The 17,446-nt window shown below is 64.6% G+C and carries 14 protein-coding genes; 12 read left to right on the top strand and 2 right to left on the bottom strand.

Annotated features, from left to right (window positions below; all coding sequences use genetic code 11):
* Positions 1-13 precede the first annotated feature (13 nt).
* Complete coding sequence (locus tag NKJ13_RS04410; RefSeq protein ID WP_352738560.1) at positions 14-1,414, top strand: APC family permease; 1,401 nt, start codon at positions 14-16, stop codon at positions 1,412-1,414.
* Between the two features lie 52 nt (positions 1,415-1,466).
* On the opposite strand, the gene NKJ13_RS04405 is transcribed toward NKJ13_RS04410, so the two are convergent.
* Positions 1,467-2,141, bottom strand: a complete 675-nt coding sequence (locus NKJ13_RS04405) for a hypothetical protein (protein ID WP_352777161.1) — start codon at positions 2,139-2,141, stop codon at positions 1,467-1,469.
* Here NKJ13_RS04405 and NKJ13_RS04400 point away from each other — a divergent pair.
* The 11 genes from NKJ13_RS04400 to NKJ13_RS04350 all read left to right on the top strand — a co-directional run bounded on the left by NKJ13_RS04400 (position 2,107) and on the right by NKJ13_RS04350 (position 16,693).
* Positions 2,107-2,457: a hypothetical protein gene (locus tag NKJ13_RS04400; protein WP_352777159.1), complete on the top strand. Its 351-nt coding sequence runs from the start codon at positions 2,107-2,109 to the stop codon at positions 2,455-2,457. The two genes, NKJ13_RS04405 and NKJ13_RS04400, sit on opposite strands and share 35 nt — an antisense overlap.
* Before the next feature lie 83 nt (positions 2,458-2,540).
* Positions 2,541-3,434, top strand: coding sequence for a class II glutamine amidotransferase (locus NKJ13_RS04395; RefSeq protein WP_352738552.1), 894 nt, complete (start codon positions 2,541-2,543; stop codon positions 3,432-3,434).
* Positions 3,435-3,438: 4 nt separating this feature from the next.
* Complete coding sequence (locus NKJ13_RS04390; RefSeq protein ID WP_352738550.1) at positions 3,439-4,173, top strand: GltB/FmdC/FwdC-like GXGXG domain-containing protein; 735 nt, start codon at positions 3,439-3,441, stop codon at positions 4,171-4,173.
* Positions 4,174-4,179: 6 nt separating this feature from the next.
* Positions 4,180-5,508: an FMN-binding glutamate synthase family protein gene (locus NKJ13_RS04385; protein WP_254818691.1), complete on the top strand. Its 1,329-nt coding sequence runs from the start codon at positions 4,180-4,182 to the stop codon at positions 5,506-5,508.
* Positions 5,509-5,541: 33 nt separating this feature from the next.
* Positions 5,542-6,849, top strand: a complete 1,308-nt coding sequence (gene glnT, locus NKJ13_RS04380) for a type III glutamate--ammonia ligase (RefSeq protein ID WP_352777157.1) — start codon at positions 5,542-5,544, stop codon at positions 6,847-6,849.
* 31 nt (positions 6,850-6,880) lie between these two features.
* Positions 6,881-8,134 (top strand): sarcosine oxidase subunit beta family protein, encoded by a 1,254-nt coding sequence (locus NKJ13_RS04375; protein WP_352548741.1) that lies wholly within the window; start codon positions 6,881-6,883, stop codon positions 8,132-8,134.
* Between the two features lie 16 nt (positions 8,135-8,150).
* Positions 8,151-8,426: a sarcosine oxidase subunit delta gene (locus tag NKJ13_RS04370; RefSeq protein ID WP_352738548.1), complete on the top strand. Its 276-nt coding sequence runs from the start codon at positions 8,151-8,153 to the stop codon at positions 8,424-8,426.
* A gap of 52 nt (positions 8,427-8,478) precedes the next feature.
* Complete coding sequence (locus tag NKJ13_RS04365; RefSeq protein ID WP_352738546.1) at positions 8,479-11,460, top strand: sarcosine oxidase subunit alpha; 2,982 nt, start codon at positions 8,479-8,481, stop codon at positions 11,458-11,460.
* Positions 11,453-12,082 (top strand): sarcosine oxidase subunit gamma, encoded by a 630-nt coding sequence (locus NKJ13_RS04360; RefSeq protein WP_352738543.1) that lies wholly within the window; start codon positions 11,453-11,455, stop codon positions 12,080-12,082. Before NKJ13_RS04365 ends, NKJ13_RS04360 begins: the two co-directional genes overlap by 8 nt.
* 258 nt (positions 12,083-12,340) lie before the next feature.
* On the top strand, positions 12,341-14,710 hold the full coding sequence (locus tag NKJ13_RS04355; RefSeq protein ID WP_352777155.1) for a trimethylamine N-oxide demethylase: 2,370 nt from the start codon (positions 12,341-12,343) through the stop codon (positions 14,708-14,710).
* A 273-nt stretch (positions 14,711-14,983) separates the two neighbouring features.
* Positions 14,984-16,693 carry a trimethylamine N-oxide permease gene (locus NKJ13_RS04350; protein WP_352738539.1) on the top strand — a complete coding sequence of 570 codons (1,710 nt, stop codon included), beginning with the start codon at positions 14,984-14,986 and terminating at the stop codon, positions 16,691-16,693.
* A gap of 146 nt (positions 16,694-16,839) precedes the next feature.
* Here NKJ13_RS04350 and msuE read toward each other — a convergent pair whose 3' ends face one another.
* Positions 16,840-17,400, bottom strand: a complete 561-nt coding sequence (gene msuE / locus NKJ13_RS04345; protein WP_352455213.1) for an FMN reductase — start codon at positions 17,398-17,400, stop codon at positions 16,840-16,842.
* Positions 17,401-17,446: the final 46 nt, after the last annotated feature.

The raw sequence follows: 17,446 nt of genomic DNA, 5'->3' as shown, positions 1-17,446 counted from the left end.
GGGGGATTGAACGATGACGATCGCGGCTGAACCAGCGGTGCAAGTGCAAGGCGACAGGGTTTCACTGCTCAGGGTGCTCGGCCCCGCCCATGTCTGGGCGCTCGGTGTCGGCATCGTTCTGGTCGGCGAATTCACCGGCTGGAATTTCGCGGCGGACAAGGGCGGCGCGCTGGCGGCGCTGATAGTCTGCTGGATCGTCGGACTGCTCTACACCTCGGTCGCGATGATCGATTCCGAAGTCACCTCGACGGTTGCCGCCGCCGGCGGCCAATATGCCCAGGCCAAGCACATTGTCGGGCCGCTGATGGCCTTCAACGTCGCGCTTTTCCTGGTCTTTGCCTATACCATGCTCGAAGTGTCGGACGCGATCCTGCTCGGCGACACCATTGTCGCCAAGGCCGGCGTCGAGGGCCTCAACCACAATTCCTTCATCGCCGCGACCATCGTCGTGCTGGCATGGCTGAACTATCGTGGCGTGCTGATGACGCTCAACGTCAATTTCGTCATCACCGCCATCGCCTATGTCTCGATCGTCATCCTGTTCTTCTCGGTCAGTCCGTGGACGCAAGGCGCCGTGCTGAAGCTGAACGAGTTGGTCACCCCCGGCAACGCCCTGCCCTATGGCTGGATCGGCGTCATCGCCGCCTTCCAGTTCGGCATCTGGTACTATCTCGGCATCGAGGGCACCACGCAGGCCGCCGAGGAAGTACGCTCGCCGGCGCGCTCGCTGCCTTACGGCACGATGGCCGGGATGATCACGCTTCTGATCGCGGCCGCCATGACCTGGTATGTCTGCGCCTCGCTGATGCCCTGGGAATATCTCGGCATCACCTATTATCCGCTGTGGGACGCAGGCAAACTGACTGGCAGTGCGCTGCTGGAGAACCTGTTGTTCATCGCGACGCTGCTTGCTGCACTTGCTTCCGCCAATGGCTGCATCAACGACGCCGCGCGCGCCTGGTTTTCGCTCGGCCGCGACCGCTATCTGCCGACCTGGTTCTCGGCGGTGCATCCGAAATACCGCACACCCTACCGCTCGATCCTGTTCCTGCTGCCGATCGCGCTCGCCTTCGCCTTCATCGCCGACCTCAACCAGGCGATCACCTTCTCGATCCTGTCGGGCGTGCTGCAATACACCTTCATGAGCATCAACATCATCATGTTCAGGAAGAAGTGGCCGCTCGGCTCGATCCGCCGCGGCTACACCCATCCCTTCCATCCGCTGCCGGCGATCGTCTTGTTCTGCCTTTGCGTGGTGACCTTCTTTGCGATCTTCCTCGGCTTTGGTTCGCAGCTGATCGCCATGGTCGCCTTCTACTTCCTGATCTCGCTGTGGTTCCACTTCTACCGCTACAAATTCGTACGCCGTGGTGCCCAGTTCACCATGCCGTGGCCGAAGCCGCAGGGGTACTGACGGCGCGCCCGGTCTGGGCGGGCATTTGCGTGACGAGGTGCGCTAGGTGATCTCAGCATTGCTCGCCGGGGCGGTTGCCCTGGCTCTCGTCCTCCACATAGCCTGGCTTGCGCGCGCCAACCGCGCCAAGGCTTCGACTGCGCTTGCTGCCGACGAAGCCGGCGTCCGCGCCGTCATCCCCGACGCGGCCAACGTCTCGGACGGCGTCGCCGGCGTCGTCACCTTCGCCGGCTCGTGGAACGGCCGGCGGGTGCAGGTGCGGACCATCGTCGACACGCTGGCGATAAGGAAGCTGCCGGCGCGCTGGCTGAGCGTTTCGATCACCGAAAAGGTCGTGATACCAGGCACTTTCGACATGATGATGCGGCCGGGATCGCCGACGACTTTTTCCAATTTCGATCATCTCGTCCATACACTGCCGAAGGCCGCCGGATTTCCAGCCGAGGCGGTGCTGCGGAGCGACCGCAAGGGCGTGCGCTTCCCCGAAGCCGTCATCGCCGATCACCTCGATGTCTTTGCCGAGGAGCGCGCCAAGGAACTGCTGATCACACCGAACGGCGTGCGCATCGTCTGGCTGCTGGCCGAGGCCGAGCGGGCGCGCTACGGCGTATTCCGGCAAGCCGAATTCGGCACGGTCAGGCTCGATCCGGGGCTGATCGAGCGGCTGCTGTCGTCGGCTTCGGCGCTGCGCGATGCCATCAATCAAAGCGAACGGCAGGCAGATCACCACCTCCCCCGCACCATTGAGCCCCTATCTGGTTCTGGGCGCTGCGATCGTTTTGCCGGCGAGCGGGCATGTCGTGCTCGGCGTGCCGGTGCGCGGCCTGCAATTCCTGTTCTTCATGGTGGTCCTGGCCTGGGTCACCGCCAAGATCGCGCCGCCCGATGCCAGCTTCATCGGCCGCCATGCCGGCGGCGTCCTGATCTATGCCCTGTCGATCCTGGATGCCTACAAGATCGCCCGGATCCGCTATGCCAAATGGGTTCACAATGGCGGCCAGCGCAGCAATAGTGCGGCCGGCGGCGCCTCAGCCGATATATAACGACAGGAAAATTTTTTTCATACCAATTGAATTCCCGGGACTCATTCGATACATCTCGGAGGAACAAACTCGCGGAGCCTGACATGTGCGGAATCGTCGGACTGTTTTTGAAGGACAAGTCGCTCGAGCCCCAGCTTGGCGCGATGCTGTCGGAGATGCTGATCTCGCTCAGCGATCGCGGTCCCGACAGCGCCGGCATCGCCATCTATGGCGCGCCCTCCAGTGAAGCCAAGATCACCATCCAGTCGGCCAAGCCGGAGCGCGATTTCCGCGGCCTCGACGCCGAACTCGCCAAGGCAATCGGCGCGCCGGTGAGCATTGCTGCGAAGTCGACGCATGCCGTGGTCCGGACGATGCCTGCCAAGATCGACGAAGCCCGCGAGGCGATCCAGACGCTGCGCCCCGACATCCGCATCATGGGCGCCGGCGACGTCGTCGAGATCTACAAGGAAGTCGGCTTGCCGGAAGCAGTCGTCGACCGTTTCGGCGTCCGCGAGATGACCGGCACGCACGGCATCGGCCATACCCGCATGGCGACCGAATCGGCGGTGACGACGATGGGCGCGCATCCGTTCTCGACCGGCGCCGACCAGTGCCTGGTGCATAATGGCTCGCTATCCAACCACAACAATGTCCGCCGCGAACTGATCCGTGAAGGCATGACGTTCGAGACCGAGAACGACACCGAGGTCGCTGCCGCCTATCTCTCCTCGCAGATGGCGCATGGCAAGAACCTGGGCGAGGCGCTGGAAGGCACGCTGAGCGATCTCGACGGCTTTTTCACCTTCGTCGTCGGCACCAAGAACGGCTTCGGCGTGGTGCGCGACCCCATCGCCTGCAAGCCCGCCGTGATGGCCGAAACCGACCAGTATGTCGCCTTCGGCTCGGAATATCGTGCGCTCACCAAACTGCCCGGCATAGACAATGCGAACGTCTGGGAACCCGAGCCCGCAACCGTCTATTTCTGGGAGCATTGAGCTGATGCCGGCAATCAACCTCTCCAAGGCAGCGCGTGAGCCGGGCCAGGCATCGCGGGTCTTCGACCTGGCCGAAATGTCGCTGCGCGAGCTCAACCAGGCGCTGCACGATCTGGCGCCCGGTTCGAACGAGACCGCCTGGGAGGTGCTCCACCCGCGAGGCAGCCATTCGGTCGCCGTCGGCGTCGACCAGCCGGTCGCCATCGATGTGCGCGGCAGCGTCGGCTACTATTGCGGCGGCATGAACGACGGCGGCACCATCACCGTGCATGGCTCGGCCGGGCCCGGCGTCGGCGAGAACATGATGTCGGGCCAGATCGTCGTCAAAGGCGATGCCAGCCAGTATGCCGGCGCCACCGGCCGCGGCGGGCTGCTGGTCATCGAAGGCAACGCGTCATCGCGTTGCGGCATTTCGATGAAAGGCATCGACATCGTCGTCCATGGCAAAATCGGCCACATGTCGGCCTTCATGGCGCAGTCCGGCAATCTGGTGGTGCTGGGCGATGCCGGCGATGCGCTCGGCGATTCCATCTACGAGGCGCGGCTTTTCGTGCGCGGCAAGGTCGAAAGCCTCGGCGCCGACTGCATCGCCAAGGAGATGCGGCCCGAGCATCTCGAATTGCTGCAAGGCTTACTCGACCGCGCCGGCGTGACCGGCGTCAAGGCGGCGGAGTTCAAGCGTTATGGCTCGGCTCGTACCCTCTACAATTTCAATATCGACAACGCCGACGCGTATTGAGGCTCAATGACCTATCGCAACCCGCCGACGACGCCGCGCAAATCCGCGACCTTCGACGACTACACGCTTTCCGAGATCCGCCGCGCCGCGGCGACCGGCATCTACGACATCCGCGGCGCCGGCGCCAAGCGCAAGCTGCCGCATTTCGATGACCTTCTGTTCCTCGGTGCTTCGATCTCGCGCTATCCGCTCGAAGGCTATCGCGAACGCTGCGACACCAGCGTCGTGCTCGGCTCGCGCTATGCAAAAAAACCGATCGAACTGAAAATCCCGATCACCATTGCCGGCATGAGCTTCGGCTCGCTGTCCGGGCCGGCGAAGGAAGCGCTCGGCCGCGGCGCCACGCTGTCGGGCACCTCGACGACCACCGGCGACGGCGGCATGACCGAGGAAGAGCGCGGCCATTCGAAGACGCTGGTCTACCAGTATCTGCCGTCGCGCTACGGCATGAACCCGCGCGATCTGCGCCGTGCCGACGCGATCGAGGTTGTCGTCGGCCAGGGCGCCAAGCCCGGCGGGGGCGGCATGCTGCTCGGCCAGAAGATCTCCGACCGCGTCGCCGAAATGCGCACGCTGCCGAAAGGCATCGACCAGCGCTCGGCCTCGCGCCACCCCGACTGGACCGGGCCGGACGATCTCGAGATCAAGATCCTGGAACTGCGCGAAATCACCGACTGGGAAAAGCCGATCTACGTCAAGGTCGGCGGCGCCCGGCCCTATTACGATACAGCCCTTGCGGTAAAGGCCGGTGCCGACGTCGTCGTCGTCGACGGCATGCAGGGCGGCACCGCAGCAACCCAGGAAGTGTTCATCGAGAACGTCGGGCAGCCGACGCTTGCCTGCATCAGGCCGGCGGTGCAGGCGCTGCAGGACCTCGGCATGCACCGCAAGGTGCAGCTGATCGTCTCGGGCGGCATACGCAACGGCGCCGACGTCGCCAAGGCGCTAGCGCTCGGCGTCGACGCGGTGTCGATCGGCACGGCAGCGCTTGTCGCGCTCGGTGACAATGATCCGCGCTGGGAGGCGGAATACAACGAGCTCGGCACCACGGCCGGCGCCTATGACGACTGGCACGAAGGACGCGATCCGGCCGGCATCACCACGCAGGATCCCGAGCTAATGAAACGGGTCGATCCGATTGCGGCCGGACGACGGCTGGCGAATTATCTTAAGGTGATGACACTTGAGGCTCAGACGATCGCCCGCGCCTGCGGCAAGAATAGCCTGCACAATCTCGAGCCCGAGGATCTTGTGGCCTTGACGATCGAAGCCGCAGCCATGGCCGGCGTGCCGCTGGCCGGCACCAATTGGATACCGGGCAAGAACGGCTTCTAAAACAAACCAAATGCCAGTAAGCGAGGAACTATAATGGGGAACGATCTCGCCGCCTTCGCCAAGGAAAAGGGCGTCAAATATTTCATGATATCCTACACCGACCTGTTCGGTGGGCAACGCGCCAAGCTGGTGCCGGCGCAGGCGATCGCCGACATGCAGCGGGACGGTGCGGGCTTTGCCGGCTTTGCCACCTGGCTCGACCTGACGCCGGCGCATCCCGACATGCTGGCGGTGCCGGATCCGGCCTCGGTGATCCAGTTGCCTTGGAAGCCGGAGGTCGCCTGGGTCGCCGCCAACTGCATCATGGACGACAAATCGGTCGAGCAGGCGCCACGCAACACGCTGAAGCGGCTGATCGCCGAGGCCGCCGGCGACGGCATGCACATCAAGACCGGCGTCGAGGCCGAGTTCTTCCTGATCTCGCCGGACGGCAAGACGATTTCCGACGAATACGACACGGCGTCGAAGCCCTGCTACGACCAGCAGGCGGTGATGCGCCGCTACGACGTCATCGCCGAGATCTGCGACCATATGCTGGCGCTCGGCTGGGGCGCCTACCAGAACGACCATGAGGACGCCAACGGCCAGTTCGAGATAAACTGGGCCTTCGACGATGCTCTGGCGACCGCCGACAAGCATTCCTTCTTCAAATTCATGGTGAAATCCGTTGCGGAAAAGCACGGCCTGCGCGCGACCTTCATGCCGAAGCCGTTCCAGGGCCTGACCGGCAATGGCTGCCATGCCCACATCTCGGTTTGGGACAGGGACGGCAAGACCAATGTCTTTGCCGATAATGCGATGGAACTCGGCCTGTCGGCCAAGGGCAGGAATTTCCTCGGCGGCATCATGAAACATGCTTCCGCGCTTGCCGCCATCACCAACCCGACGGTCAATTCCTACAAGCGCATCAACGCACCGCGCACCATCTCCGGCGCCACCTGGGCGCCGAACACCGTGACCTGGACCGGCAACAACCGCACCCACATGGTGCGCGTGCCCGGCCCCGGCCGCTTCGAGCTGCGCCTGCCCGACGGCGCGGCAAACCCCTATCTGCTGCAGGCCGTGATCATCGCCGCCGGCCTCGACGGCGTCCGCTCGAAGGCCGATCCCGGCAGGCGCTACGACATCGACATGTACCAGTTCGGCCATACGGTCGAGGGCGCGCCGAAGCTGCCGCTCAACCTGCTCGACGCATTGCGCGAGTTTGACAACGACAAATCGCTCAAGGCGGCGCTGGGTGAGGAATTCTCGTCGGCCTATCTAAAGCTCAAGCAACAGGAATGGAATTCCTATGCTTCCCACTTCACCCAGTGGGAGCGCGACCACACGCTCGACATCTGATCCGGAAGCACGCCCGGCGCGAAACAGGTTCATGAAATACTCGATCTTCTCCCTCGCCCGGGCGGCATTTTCCGGCCACAAGAACTGGCAGCGCACCTGGCGCGACGCCAGCCCGAAGAGCCACTACGACGTGGTGATCATCGGCGGCGGCGGCCATGGACTGGCGACGGCATGGTTCCTCGCCAGCGAGTACGGCATCAGGAATGTCGCGGTGCTGGAAAAAGGCTGGATCGGCTCCGGCAATGCCGGCCGCAACACCACCATCATCCGCTCCAATTACGGGCTGCCCGGCAATACCGGCTTCTACGAGCTTTCGATGAAGCTGTGGGAACGTATGGAGCAGGACCTCAACTACAACACCATGGTCAGCCAGCGCGGCGTCATCAATCTCTACCATTCCGACGCGCAGCGCGACGCCTACGCACGGCGCGGCAACACCATGCGCATCAACGGCATCGATGCCGAACTACTCGATCTGGCGGCGGTCAGGAAGATGATGCCGTTCCTGAACTTCGACAATGCGCGCTTTCCGGTGCAGGGCGGGCTTTTGCAGCGACGCGGCGGCACGGCACGCCACGACGCCGTGGTTTGGGGCTATGCGCATGCGGCGAGCGCGCTCGGCGTCGACATCATCCAGAATTGCGAGGTGACCGGCTTTGTCCGCGACGGCAACGGCAAGGTGACCGGCGTCGAGACGAGCCGCGGCAAGATCGGTGCGGCCAAGGTCGGCATGGCGGTCGCCGGCTCCTCGTCGCGCGTCGCGGCGATGGCCGGCATGCGGCTGCCGATCGAAAGCCATGTGCTGCAGGCCTTCGTCTCGGAGGCGATCAAGCCGCTGATCCCCAATGTCATGACCTTCGGCGCCGGCCATTTCTACGTCAGCCAATCCGACAAGGGCGGCCTGGTCTTCGGCGGCGACATCGACGGCTATAATTCCTACGCCCAGCGCGGCAATCTGCCTGTCATGGAGGACGTCTGCGAGGGCGGCATGGCGCTGATGCCGATGATCGGCCGCGTGCGGCTGCTGCGCCAGTGGGGCGGCATCATGGACATGTCGATGGACGGCTCGCCGATCATCGACAAGACGCCGGTCGACGGGCTCTATCTCAATGCCGGCTGGTGCTATGGCGGCTTCAAGGCGACGCCCGGCTCCGGCCTGGTCTTTGCCCATCTGCTGGCGCGCGACGAGCCGCACAAGGAGGCGGCGCGCTTCCGCCTCGACCGCTTCCGGCGAGGTGCGATGATCGACGAAAAGGGCCAGGGCGCCCAACCGAACCTGCATTGAAGGCTGGCTGAAGAGCATGCGCATTGTCTGTCCCTTCTGCGGCGAACGCGAACTCGGCGAGTTCACCTATCTGGGCGACGCCAGGCCGGTGCGTCCGGCGGCCGGCTCCTCCGAAGACGAGGTCTTCGACTATGTCTATCTGCGCGACAATGTCGCCGGGCCGATGAGCGAATACTGGTACCATGGCGGCGGCTGCCGGGCCTGGCTGAAGGTCGCCCGCAACACGCTTACGCATGAGATTTCCTCCGTCGAGCCGGCGGCCGGCGTTGGTGCGAAGCAGGCTGCAAGATGAATTCTGTCCAGGTCAGCGCTCATCAGGCCACAGCGACGGAAGGCGGGCGATCGTGACCTCCAGCCAGCCCTATCGTCTCGTATCAGGCGGTCTCATCGATCGCGCCGCGCCACTGGGCTTCCGCTTCGACGGCAAGAGCTTTGCCGGCTTCCAAGGCGACACGCTGGCCTCGGCGCTGATCGCCAATGGCGTCAAGCTGGTCGGCCGCTCGTTCAAATACCATCGCCCACGCGGCATCCTGACCGCTGGTTCGGAGGAGCCCAACGCGCTGGTCGAACTGCGCAGCGGAGCGCGACGCGAGCCCAACACCAAGGCGACCACGGCCGAGCTTTATGACGGTCTGGAAGCGGCCAGCCAGAACCGCTGGCCGTCGCTGCGCCATGATCTGATGGCGGTCAACCAGCTGTTTGCGCCGATCTTCGTCGCCGGCTTTTACTACAAGACCTTCATGTGGCCGGCGAAATTCTGGGAAGCGGTCTACGAGCCGGCGATCCGCCGCGCCGCCGGCCTCGGTCGCGCTGCAGGCGTCGCCGATCCCGACCATTACGACAAGGCGTGGGCGCATTGCGACGTGCTGATTGCCGGGTCCGGCCCGGCCGGGCTGGCTGCGGCACTGGCGGCCGGGCGCGGCGGCGCCCGCGTCATCCTGTGCGAGGAAGATTTTGCGCTTGGCGGCCGCCTGCTCGCCGACGGCGGCATGGTCGACGGCGAGCCGGCAGCCGAATGGATTTCACGCACGCTGGCCGAACTCGCCGCACTGCCCGATGTCCGCATCATGAACCGCACGACGCTGTTCGGCGTCTATGATGGCGGCACCTATGGCGCGATCGAGCGGGTCAACGACCACCTGCCCTCGCCGCCCGAGCACCAGGTGCGCCAGCGGCTGTGGCGGATCGTGGCCAGGCACTGCGTCGTCGCCGCAGGCGCCATCGAGCGGCCGATCGTCTTTGCCGGCAACGACACGCCCGGCGTGATGATGGCTTCGGCGATGCGGACCTATGTCGCGCGCTATGCGGCGACGCCGGCAAAGCGGATCGCGCTGTTCACCAACAATGAGGACGGCTGGCGCACGGTCGAGAGCGCGCTCGCCGCCGGATTGCAGATCGCGGCGGTCGTCGATGCGCGCCCGGACGTCTCCGCCGCGCATCGCGTGCTTGCCGCCAAGGCCGGCTTTGCCGTGCTCAACGGTTCCGTCAGCGGGGTCGAGGGCGGCAAGGACGGCGTTAGGAAAATTGCGGTGGCGCTCACCGGTGGCTCCCGGGCGGAAGTCGAAGCCGACGGGCTTACCGTCTCCGGCGGCTGGAATCCGGCGGTCGGGTTGACCTCTTATCATCGCGGCCGGCCGAAATGGCAGGACGACATCGCAGCTTTCGTGCCGGACGGTGCGCCGCCCGGCATGGTGGCTGTCGGCGCCGCCAACGGCGCCTTCGGGCTGGGCGACTGCCTGCGCCAGGGATTTGCCGCGGGTGTTGCGGCAGCGCAGAGCGCCGGACGAAGCGGCAATGCCGGCACGTCGCCGGTCGCCGACAGCGAAGCGTTTTCACTAACGCCACTCTGGCATGTCGCCGGCAAAGGGAAAGCCTTCGTCGACTACCAGCACGATGTCACGGCTTCCGACATTGAACTGGCGCAGCGCGAGGGTTTTGAATCGGTCGAGCATCTCAAGCGCTATACGACGCTCGGCATGGCCACCGACCAGGGCAAGACCTCGAATGTCGCCGGCCTCGCCATCATGGCGGCTGTGTCAGGCAAGTCCATTCCCGAGACCGGTACGACGATCTACCGGCCGCCCTATGTGCCGGTCGCCATCGGCGCCTTCGCCGGCCATCATCGCGACGAGAACTTCCATGCGACGCGACTGACGCCGTCGCATCACTGGGCCGCCGAACAGGGCGCGGTGTTCGTCGACACCGGCCTGTGGAAGCGCGCGCAATGGTATCCGCGCGCCGGCGAAAAGGACTGGCTGGAATCGGTCACGCGCGAGGTCAAGGCGGTGCGCTCCGGCGTCGGCTTCTGCGACGTCTCGACACTCGGCAAGATCGACGTGCACGGCCCGGATGCCGGCGCCTTCCTCGACCGCGTCTACATCAACACCTTCTCCAGTCTTGCTGTCGGCAAAGCCCGCTACGGGCTGATGCTGCGCGAGGACGGCATCGTCTATGACGACGGCACGACGTCGCGGCTGGCCGAGGATCACTATTTCCTGACCACCACCACCGCCAAGGCCGGGCTGGTGATGCAGCATCTCGAATTCTGCCGGCAGGTGCTGTTCCCGGAATTCGACGTGCAGTTGACCTCGGTTTCCGACCAGTGGGCGCAATTCTCGATCGCCGGGCCGAGCGCGCGGGAGTTGCTGAAACAGGTCCTTGATGAATCCGAGGACCTGTCGAACGAAGGTTTCCCGTTCATGGGGGCGCGGGAAGTCGCGCTGCACGGTGGCATCAGAGCGCGGCTGTTCCGCATCTCCTTCTCCGGCGAAATGGCGTTCGAGATTTCGGTTCCCGCGCGCTATGGCGACGCGCTGGTGCGCAATTTGATGCTGGCTGGCAAGCCATTCGGCGTTACGCCCTACGGCACCGAGGCGCTCGGCGTCATGCGCATCGAAAAGGGCCATGTCGCCGGACCGGAGTTGAACGGCACGACGACCGCCGCCGACCTCGGCCTCGGCAAGATGATGTCGACCAAGAAAGACTTCATCGGCCGCGTCATGGCCGGGCGCGAGGCGCTGGTCGCGCCGGACCGCCAGGTCGTCGTCGGCATCAAGCCGGTCGACAAGACGCGCGGCCTGCGTTCCGGCGCGCATATTATCCCGAAGGGCGAGACGCCCGGTCCCGACAATGACCAGGGCTATGTCACCTCGGTCTGCTTTTCGCCGATGCTCGACCAGTGGATCGGGCTTGGGCTGGTCGAGCGCGGCCGCGAGCGCATCGGCGAGATCGTCCATGCGCACGATCCGCTGCGTGGCGAAGATTACGATGTCGAGCTGTGCAGTCCTGTCTTCTACGATCCGGATGGAGGGCGCCAGCGTGGCTGAGTTTTCCTGGATTGCCCGCAGTCCGCTGGAGAAAGCGCTTGTTGTCGGCGGCTACGGCGCGCGCGGCACGGCGGCCGGCGTATCGCTCACCGAGATCCGCAATTTCGACCTGATCCAGGTGATGGCGCGGCGCGGCAAAGCGGCAGAACTGGCGAAGGCTGCCGAAACCCGCTTCGGCGTTGCCGCCCCGAATGCGCCCAACGCGGTCCGAGTTCCCGACGCGACGCTGATCTGGTCGGGACCGGATCAGTTCCTCGTCTTGTCGAAGGGCGGCATTCACGCGATGGAGAAGCTGAGCCAGGCGTTCTCGCAGTCCGCCTCGCTTTCCGATCAGTCGCATGCGCGCGCCCTGATCAGCGTCTCTGGAGCCAAGGCGCGCTCGATGTTGGCGAAATTGTTGTCACTAGACCTGCACCCGGCGGCGTTCCCGCCCGGCACCGCTGCGGCGACCGCGGTCGATCACACCAGCATCAATCTCTGGCGTGGCAGTGACCGGCCGGATGGGCAGGCGGTGTTCAATCTTCTGGTGTTCGCCACATTCGCGGAAAGCCTGTGGCACACGATGCTCGACGCTGCCGCCGAGTATGGCGTCGAGATCAGCCACAGCGAGGCGTTGGCATAGCCTTGTTGCGCCTTCCCTTCTCCCCTTGTGGGGTGGATCGGCGCGCAGCGCCGGGACGGATGAGGGTGTTCCAGCGGAGTGAGAGGCCGGCGTTCCCTGGAACACCCCTCATCCGTCGCCTTCGGCGACACCTTCTCCCACAAGGGCGAAGGGGGAGCTTGTGCCACCTTCACCTTGCCAAACCCGATCCCCCTGCTATTCTTCCCGCTAAAATAATTTCACGCACAGGCAAACTTGTTTCTCGAAACCAGGGTTGAGATGAGCCAGTCGCCCTACCCCGCCGTCGCCGCCGGACCGCCGCGGCCGAGCCTGATCCTGCGGCCAGGCCAGATCGCGCTGCCGGCCGGGATGGAGCGCTACACCGTCCAGGGCAACGGCGCGGTGCTGATCGAGGTCGAGGCCGGCGATACGATCAGCGTGCGCAATGTCGAGGGCGGGCAGGCTTGCGAGCTGCTGGCATGGGACAGCAGCGGCGCGACCGATCCCGGCATTCTCGGAGAGAAATCGAACAGCAATGCCGCCGGCATCAAGGCGATGCTGGCCGAGGGCGACGATAGCCTCGCTTCCTTGCGCCGAGGCCTCGAGCGGCGCGAGGTGCAGCTCGATCAGGCAAAGGCGGTTCGCGTTTTCGGCGGCGCCACCCCTGCCGGTACCGAACAGGCTTTTGCCGTCGCCCGCGACGGCTCAATGCTGATTGCCGCGCCCGGCGGGCCGATGCTGGTCGACGGCCACGATACCGCGACGCCGCTTAGCGTCGTCGTCCGGCGCGCCACCATCCGCCCGGCGGCGAAATCCAGGCTTGCCGACCCGCTGGCCGATCCCGTGCTCGACCTGCGCGTCCATTCGGCAACGGCGGAGGCCTACTTCGTCAAGGCGGGCGACTATCTGCAGATCATTGATGTCGACGGCCGCCAATGCACGGATTTCCAGTGCTTTTCGGCGCGCAAGCTGGACAAGGGCCGCGATCATCCGCTCGACGTGACGACGACGCGCACGCTGATGGGCTCGAGCTATCCGATGCCCGGCCTGCATTCGAAATACTACGACCAGGACATGGAGCCGCTGGTCGAGGTGGTGCAGGACACTTGCGGCCGGCACGATGCGTTCGCGCTCGCCTGCGCCGCCAAATATTACGACGACATCGGCTATCCCGGCCATCCCAACTGCTCGGAGAATTTCAACCGCGCGCTGGCCGACAAGGGCGTCACGCCCCGCGCCGGCTGGATGGCGATCAACTTCTTCTTCAACACGGCGATCGACGCGCATGGTGTCGTGGTTTCGGACGAGCCGTGGTCGCGGCCGGGCGACTATGTGCTACTCAGGGCGCTCACGGACATCGTCTGCGTTTCGTCTGCCTGCCCCGACGACACCACGCCGGCCAATGGCTGGGACCTGACCGACATCCATGTGCGAACCTATTCCGGCCAGCACAAATTCTCGCGAGCGATCGCCAGACGCATGACGCCCGATTCGGAACCTAAAATGACCCGCGAGACCGCCTTTCATTCGAGCTTTGCCAAGCACACCCGCAACTTCGTCGAGTACAAGGGTTATTGGCTGGCCAATTCCTTCGCCAGGCAAGGCCCGATCGACGAATACTGGGCCTGCCGGCAGGACGCCGTGATCATGGACCTGTCGCCGCTGCGCAAGTTCGAGGTCACCGGGCCGGACTCCGAAGCGCTGTTGCAATATACGCTGACCCGCGACATCAAGAAGCTCGGCGCCGGTCAGGTGGTCTACTCCGCCATGTGCTACGAGCACGGCGGCATGATCGACGACGGCACGCTGCTTCGGCTCGGCAAGGATAATTTCCGCTGGGTTGGCGGCGACGATCTATCCGGCGAATGGCTGCGGGAAACGGCGCAAAAACTCGGCCTCACCGTGCTGGTGCGCTCGTCGACCGACCAGATGCACAATGTCGCGGTGCAGGGACCGAAAAGCCGCGACATCCTGCGGCAGATCATCTGGACCTCGCCGCTGCAGCCGTCGATCGACGAGCTTGAGTGGTTCCGCTTCGCGGTCGCCCGCATCGGCGGCGGCAACGGCATTCCCGTCATTGTCTCGCGCACCGGCTACACCGGCGAGCTCGGCTACGAGATCTGGTGCCACCCGCGCGACGCCGACAAGGTCTTCGACGCCATCTGGCAGGCCGGCCAGCCGCACGGCCTGAAGCCGATGGGGCTGCAGGCGCTCGATATGGTGCGCATCGAGGCCGGGCTGATCTTTGCCGGCTACGAATTTTCCGACCAGACAGATCCGTTCGAGGCCGGCATCGGCTTCACCGTACCGCTGAAGACCAAGAGCGACGATTTCATCGGCCGCGAGGCGCTGATCCGGCGCAAGGAAAATCCGCAGAGGAAGCTGGTTGGCCTCGACATCGACGCCAATGTCGCCGTCGGCCACGGCGATTGCGTGCATGTCGGCCGCGCCCAGATCGGCGTGGTCACCTCCGGCATGCGCTCGCCGCTGCTAAACAAGACCATCGCGCTGGCCAGGCTCGACGTCGCGCATTCGGCGGTCGGCACCGAGGTCGAGATCGGCAAGCTCGACGGCCACAGCAAGCGGCTGCCGGCGCGCGTTGTCGCCCTTGCCCATTACGACCCGCAAAAGACCAGGCCGCGCTCCTGATCGACGCTGTCTGGTTCTTCCCTTCTCCCACAACAAGGGGAGAAAGACCGCACCCGTTGGCAGCGCCAGCGAAGCTCGACTGTTTCACAAACGCAATGTGCACAGCGTCACAAACCACTTGACGTGAAAGCGCCTTGGGTCAATCTTCACTGCTAAGAAAAAAATACTACTGAGCGGAAAACGCCTGGGGCCGTTCAACGTGAGCGTCGATGACGCCTCGCGAGATTGCGGCTGTTGCCGATGGGGAACATCAAAAATGGGGAATCCACGTAAATGAGCACGATAGTCACCACCTTGGTGCCGCCTGCCGAAGGGCAGCTGCACCGGAACATCGATTGGCGCGGCGCCTTCTGGGTGGCAAGCGGCGTTCCGGCCCTTGTCTTGTTTTCGATCGGCGGCATCGCCGGCACCACCGGAACACTGGCCTTCCTGATCTGGGCCGTATCCATGGTCATGGGCTTCCTGCAGTCCTTCACCTATGCGGAGATCGCCGGGCTGTTCCCGAACAAATCCGGCGGCGCCTCGGTCTACGGCGCCACCGCGTGGCTGCGCTATTCGAAATTCATCGCGCCGCTTTCGGTGTGGTGCAACTGGTTCGCCTGGTCGCCGGTGCTGTCGCTCGGCTGCTCGATCGCCGCCGCCTATATCCTCAACGCACTGGCGCCGGTGCCGCTGTTCACCGACACGTCGCCGGAGGTCGCCGCCTATATCGCGGCCCATGCCGGAACCAGCGCCGCCGACGCCATCACCGCGGTCACCGCGGCGGCGACGCCGGCGATCCGTAACTGGACGCTCTACGGTCACACGCTTGGCCCGGTTTCCTTCACCTTCAACGCCACCTTCTTCATCGGCGCGGTGCTGATGCTGATCATCTTCTCGATCCAGCATCGCGGCATCCTGGGCACGGCCAACGTGCAGAAATATATCGGCCTGCTGGTCATCATCCCGATGCTGATCGTCGGCGCGGTGCCGATCGTCACCGGCCAGATCAACTGGGCAAACTTCTCGCCGCTGGTGCCGCTCGCGGCAGCCTATGCGCCGGAGCCCGGCGCGTGGAACATCGCCGGCTGGACGCTGGTGCTCGGCGGCATGTTCATCGCGGCGTGGTCGACCTACGGCTTCGAGACCGCGGTCTGCTACACCTCCGAGTTCAAAAACCCGGGCACCGATACCTTCAAGGCGATCTTCTATTCCGGCCTGTTGTGCATGCTGCTGTTCATCCTGGTGCCGTTCACCTTCCAGGGCGTGCTCGGCTTGAACGGCATGCTGGCGACGCCGATCGTCGACGGCTCCGGCGTTGCCGATGCGCTGGCCGGTATGGTCGGCGGCGGACAGCTGATCCACAGCCTGCTGGTGATGCTGATGATCCTGGCGCTGGTGCTCTGCATCATGACGGCGATGGCCGGCTCCTCGCGCACGCTCTATCAAGGCTCGGTCGACGGCTGGCTGCCGCGCTATCTCAGCCATGTCAACGAGCACGGCGCCCCGACGCGGGCGATGTGGACCGACCTGATCTTCAACCTGATCGTGCTGGCCATCGCCTCGGCCGACGCAACAAGCTTCTTCTTCATCCTCGCCGTGTCGAATTGCGGCTACATCATCTTCAACTTCCTTAACCTCAATGCCGGCTGGATCCACCGCATCGACAATGGCCACATCGCGCGGCCATGGAGGGCGCCGAGCTGGCTGCTCGGCCTCGGCGCCATCTTTGCCTACGTCAACGCGGTCTTCATGGGCGCCGGCGCCAAGGTCTGGAACCCGATGGCATTGTGGGCCGGGCTGATCACGGCAGCCTTGATCATCCCGGTGTTCTGCTTCCGGCACTACATCCAGGACAAGGGCAAATTCCCCGACCACATGCTGGCCGATCTCGGCATGAGCTCGTCCGACCTTGCGGTGAAAAAGGCGGGGATGCTGCCCTATCTGACGCTGGTCGCCGGCGTCGTGGTGATGCTGCTCGCCAACTGGCTGTTCGTCATCTGACGGCTGCGTTGAGGGATCGGGCACGCAAGGCGCGCTCGATTCCTGCATTTTGTTCTTGCTTTGTGCCGGCAGCTATGCTAATAATTTTGGTATGGTGCTGATTCGCCCCGAGACCCGCCGCTGAGGCGGGTTTTTCTTTTTAGGGGCTATTCGGCAGCGGTGCCGGCGCGGGAGCGACCGCCAAGCGCTGCACCGATATCCTCGAGGACCTGTCCGACGCGCGCCTGGATCGTCTCGGACGCAAGCACGCCGTCGATGAAATCCCTGTCCGAAGCGTAGATCGCGGTCGGCAGCGTAAAGGCCTCGAAGAAGCCGAACAGCGGTCTCAGCTGGTGCTCGATGATCAGCGCATGCCGGTCGCCGCCGCCGGTCGCCAGCAGCACCACCGGCTTGCCCCTGAGCGCCGTTGGGTCGACAAGATCGAAGAAGTGTTTGAACAGGCCGGTATAGCTGCCCTTGTAGGTGGGCGAGCCAACGACGAGCACGTCCGCCGCGACGACGCGCTTGAGGATATCGCCCGCTTGCGCATCCAGTTCACGCGCCCATTTGGCGCCACCGAGGCTGGGGCCGAGGTCGACGACGTCATGCGTGCTGGCGGCCAGGCCATATCTGCCGGCTACCTCGTTCACGATACGATCGACGAAGCCGCGCGTCTTGGACGGCCGGGTGAAATTGCCTGAGAAACCGACAACGGCCGGATTGGTCATGATGCAAAGCCCTCGCGATGATTTCGGGCTGCCAGCCCGCTGCTGA

The sequence above is a fragment of the Mesorhizobium sp. M0174 genome (assembly GCF_040322275.1).
Classification (GTDB): Bacteria; Pseudomonadota; Alphaproteobacteria; order Rhizobiales; family Rhizobiaceae; genus Mesorhizobium.
The sequence above is the reverse complement of the archived record's forward strand: the minus strand, read 5'-3'. Positions and strand labels throughout refer to the sequence as shown.

Coding starts and splice junctions, on each gene's coding strand:
- NKJ13_RS04390 (WP_352738550.1), top strand. CDS start 3,439: ATGCCGGCAATCAACCTCTCCAAGGCAGCGCGTGAGCCGGGCCAGGCA.
- NKJ13_RS04370 (WP_352738548.1), top strand. CDS start 8,151: ATGCGCATTGTCTGTCCCTTCTGCGGCGAACGCGAACTCGGCGAGTTC.
- NKJ13_RS04375 (WP_352548741.1), top strand. CDS start 6,881: ATGAAATACTCGATCTTCTCCCTCGCCCGGGCGGCATTTTCCGGCCAC.
- NKJ13_RS04395 (WP_352738552.1), top strand. CDS start 2,541: ATGTGCGGAATCGTCGGACTGTTTTTGAAGGACAAGTCGCTCGAGCCC.
- msuE (WP_352455213.1), bottom strand. CDS start 17,400: ATGACCAATCCGGCCGTTGTCGGTTTCTCAGGCAATTTCACCCGGCCG.
- NKJ13_RS04400 (WP_352777159.1), top strand. CDS start 2,107: ATGCCATCAATCAAAGCGAACGGCAGGCAGATCACCACCTCCCCCGCA.
- glnT (WP_352777157.1), top strand. CDS start 5,542: ATGGGGAACGATCTCGCCGCCTTCGCCAAGGAAAAGGGCGTCAAATAT.
- NKJ13_RS04350 (WP_352738539.1), top strand. CDS start 14,984: ATGAGCACGATAGTCACCACCTTGGTGCCGCCTGCCGAAGGGCAGCTG.
- NKJ13_RS04410 (WP_352738560.1), top strand. CDS start 14: ATGACGATCGCGGCTGAACCAGCGGTGCAAGTGCAAGGCGACAGGGTT.
- NKJ13_RS04385 (WP_254818691.1), top strand. CDS start 4,180: ATGACCTATCGCAACCCGCCGACGACGCCGCGCAAATCCGCGACCTTC.
- NKJ13_RS04355 (WP_352777155.1), top strand. CDS start 12,341: ATGAGCCAGTCGCCCTACCCCGCCGTCGCCGCCGGACCGCCGCGGCCG.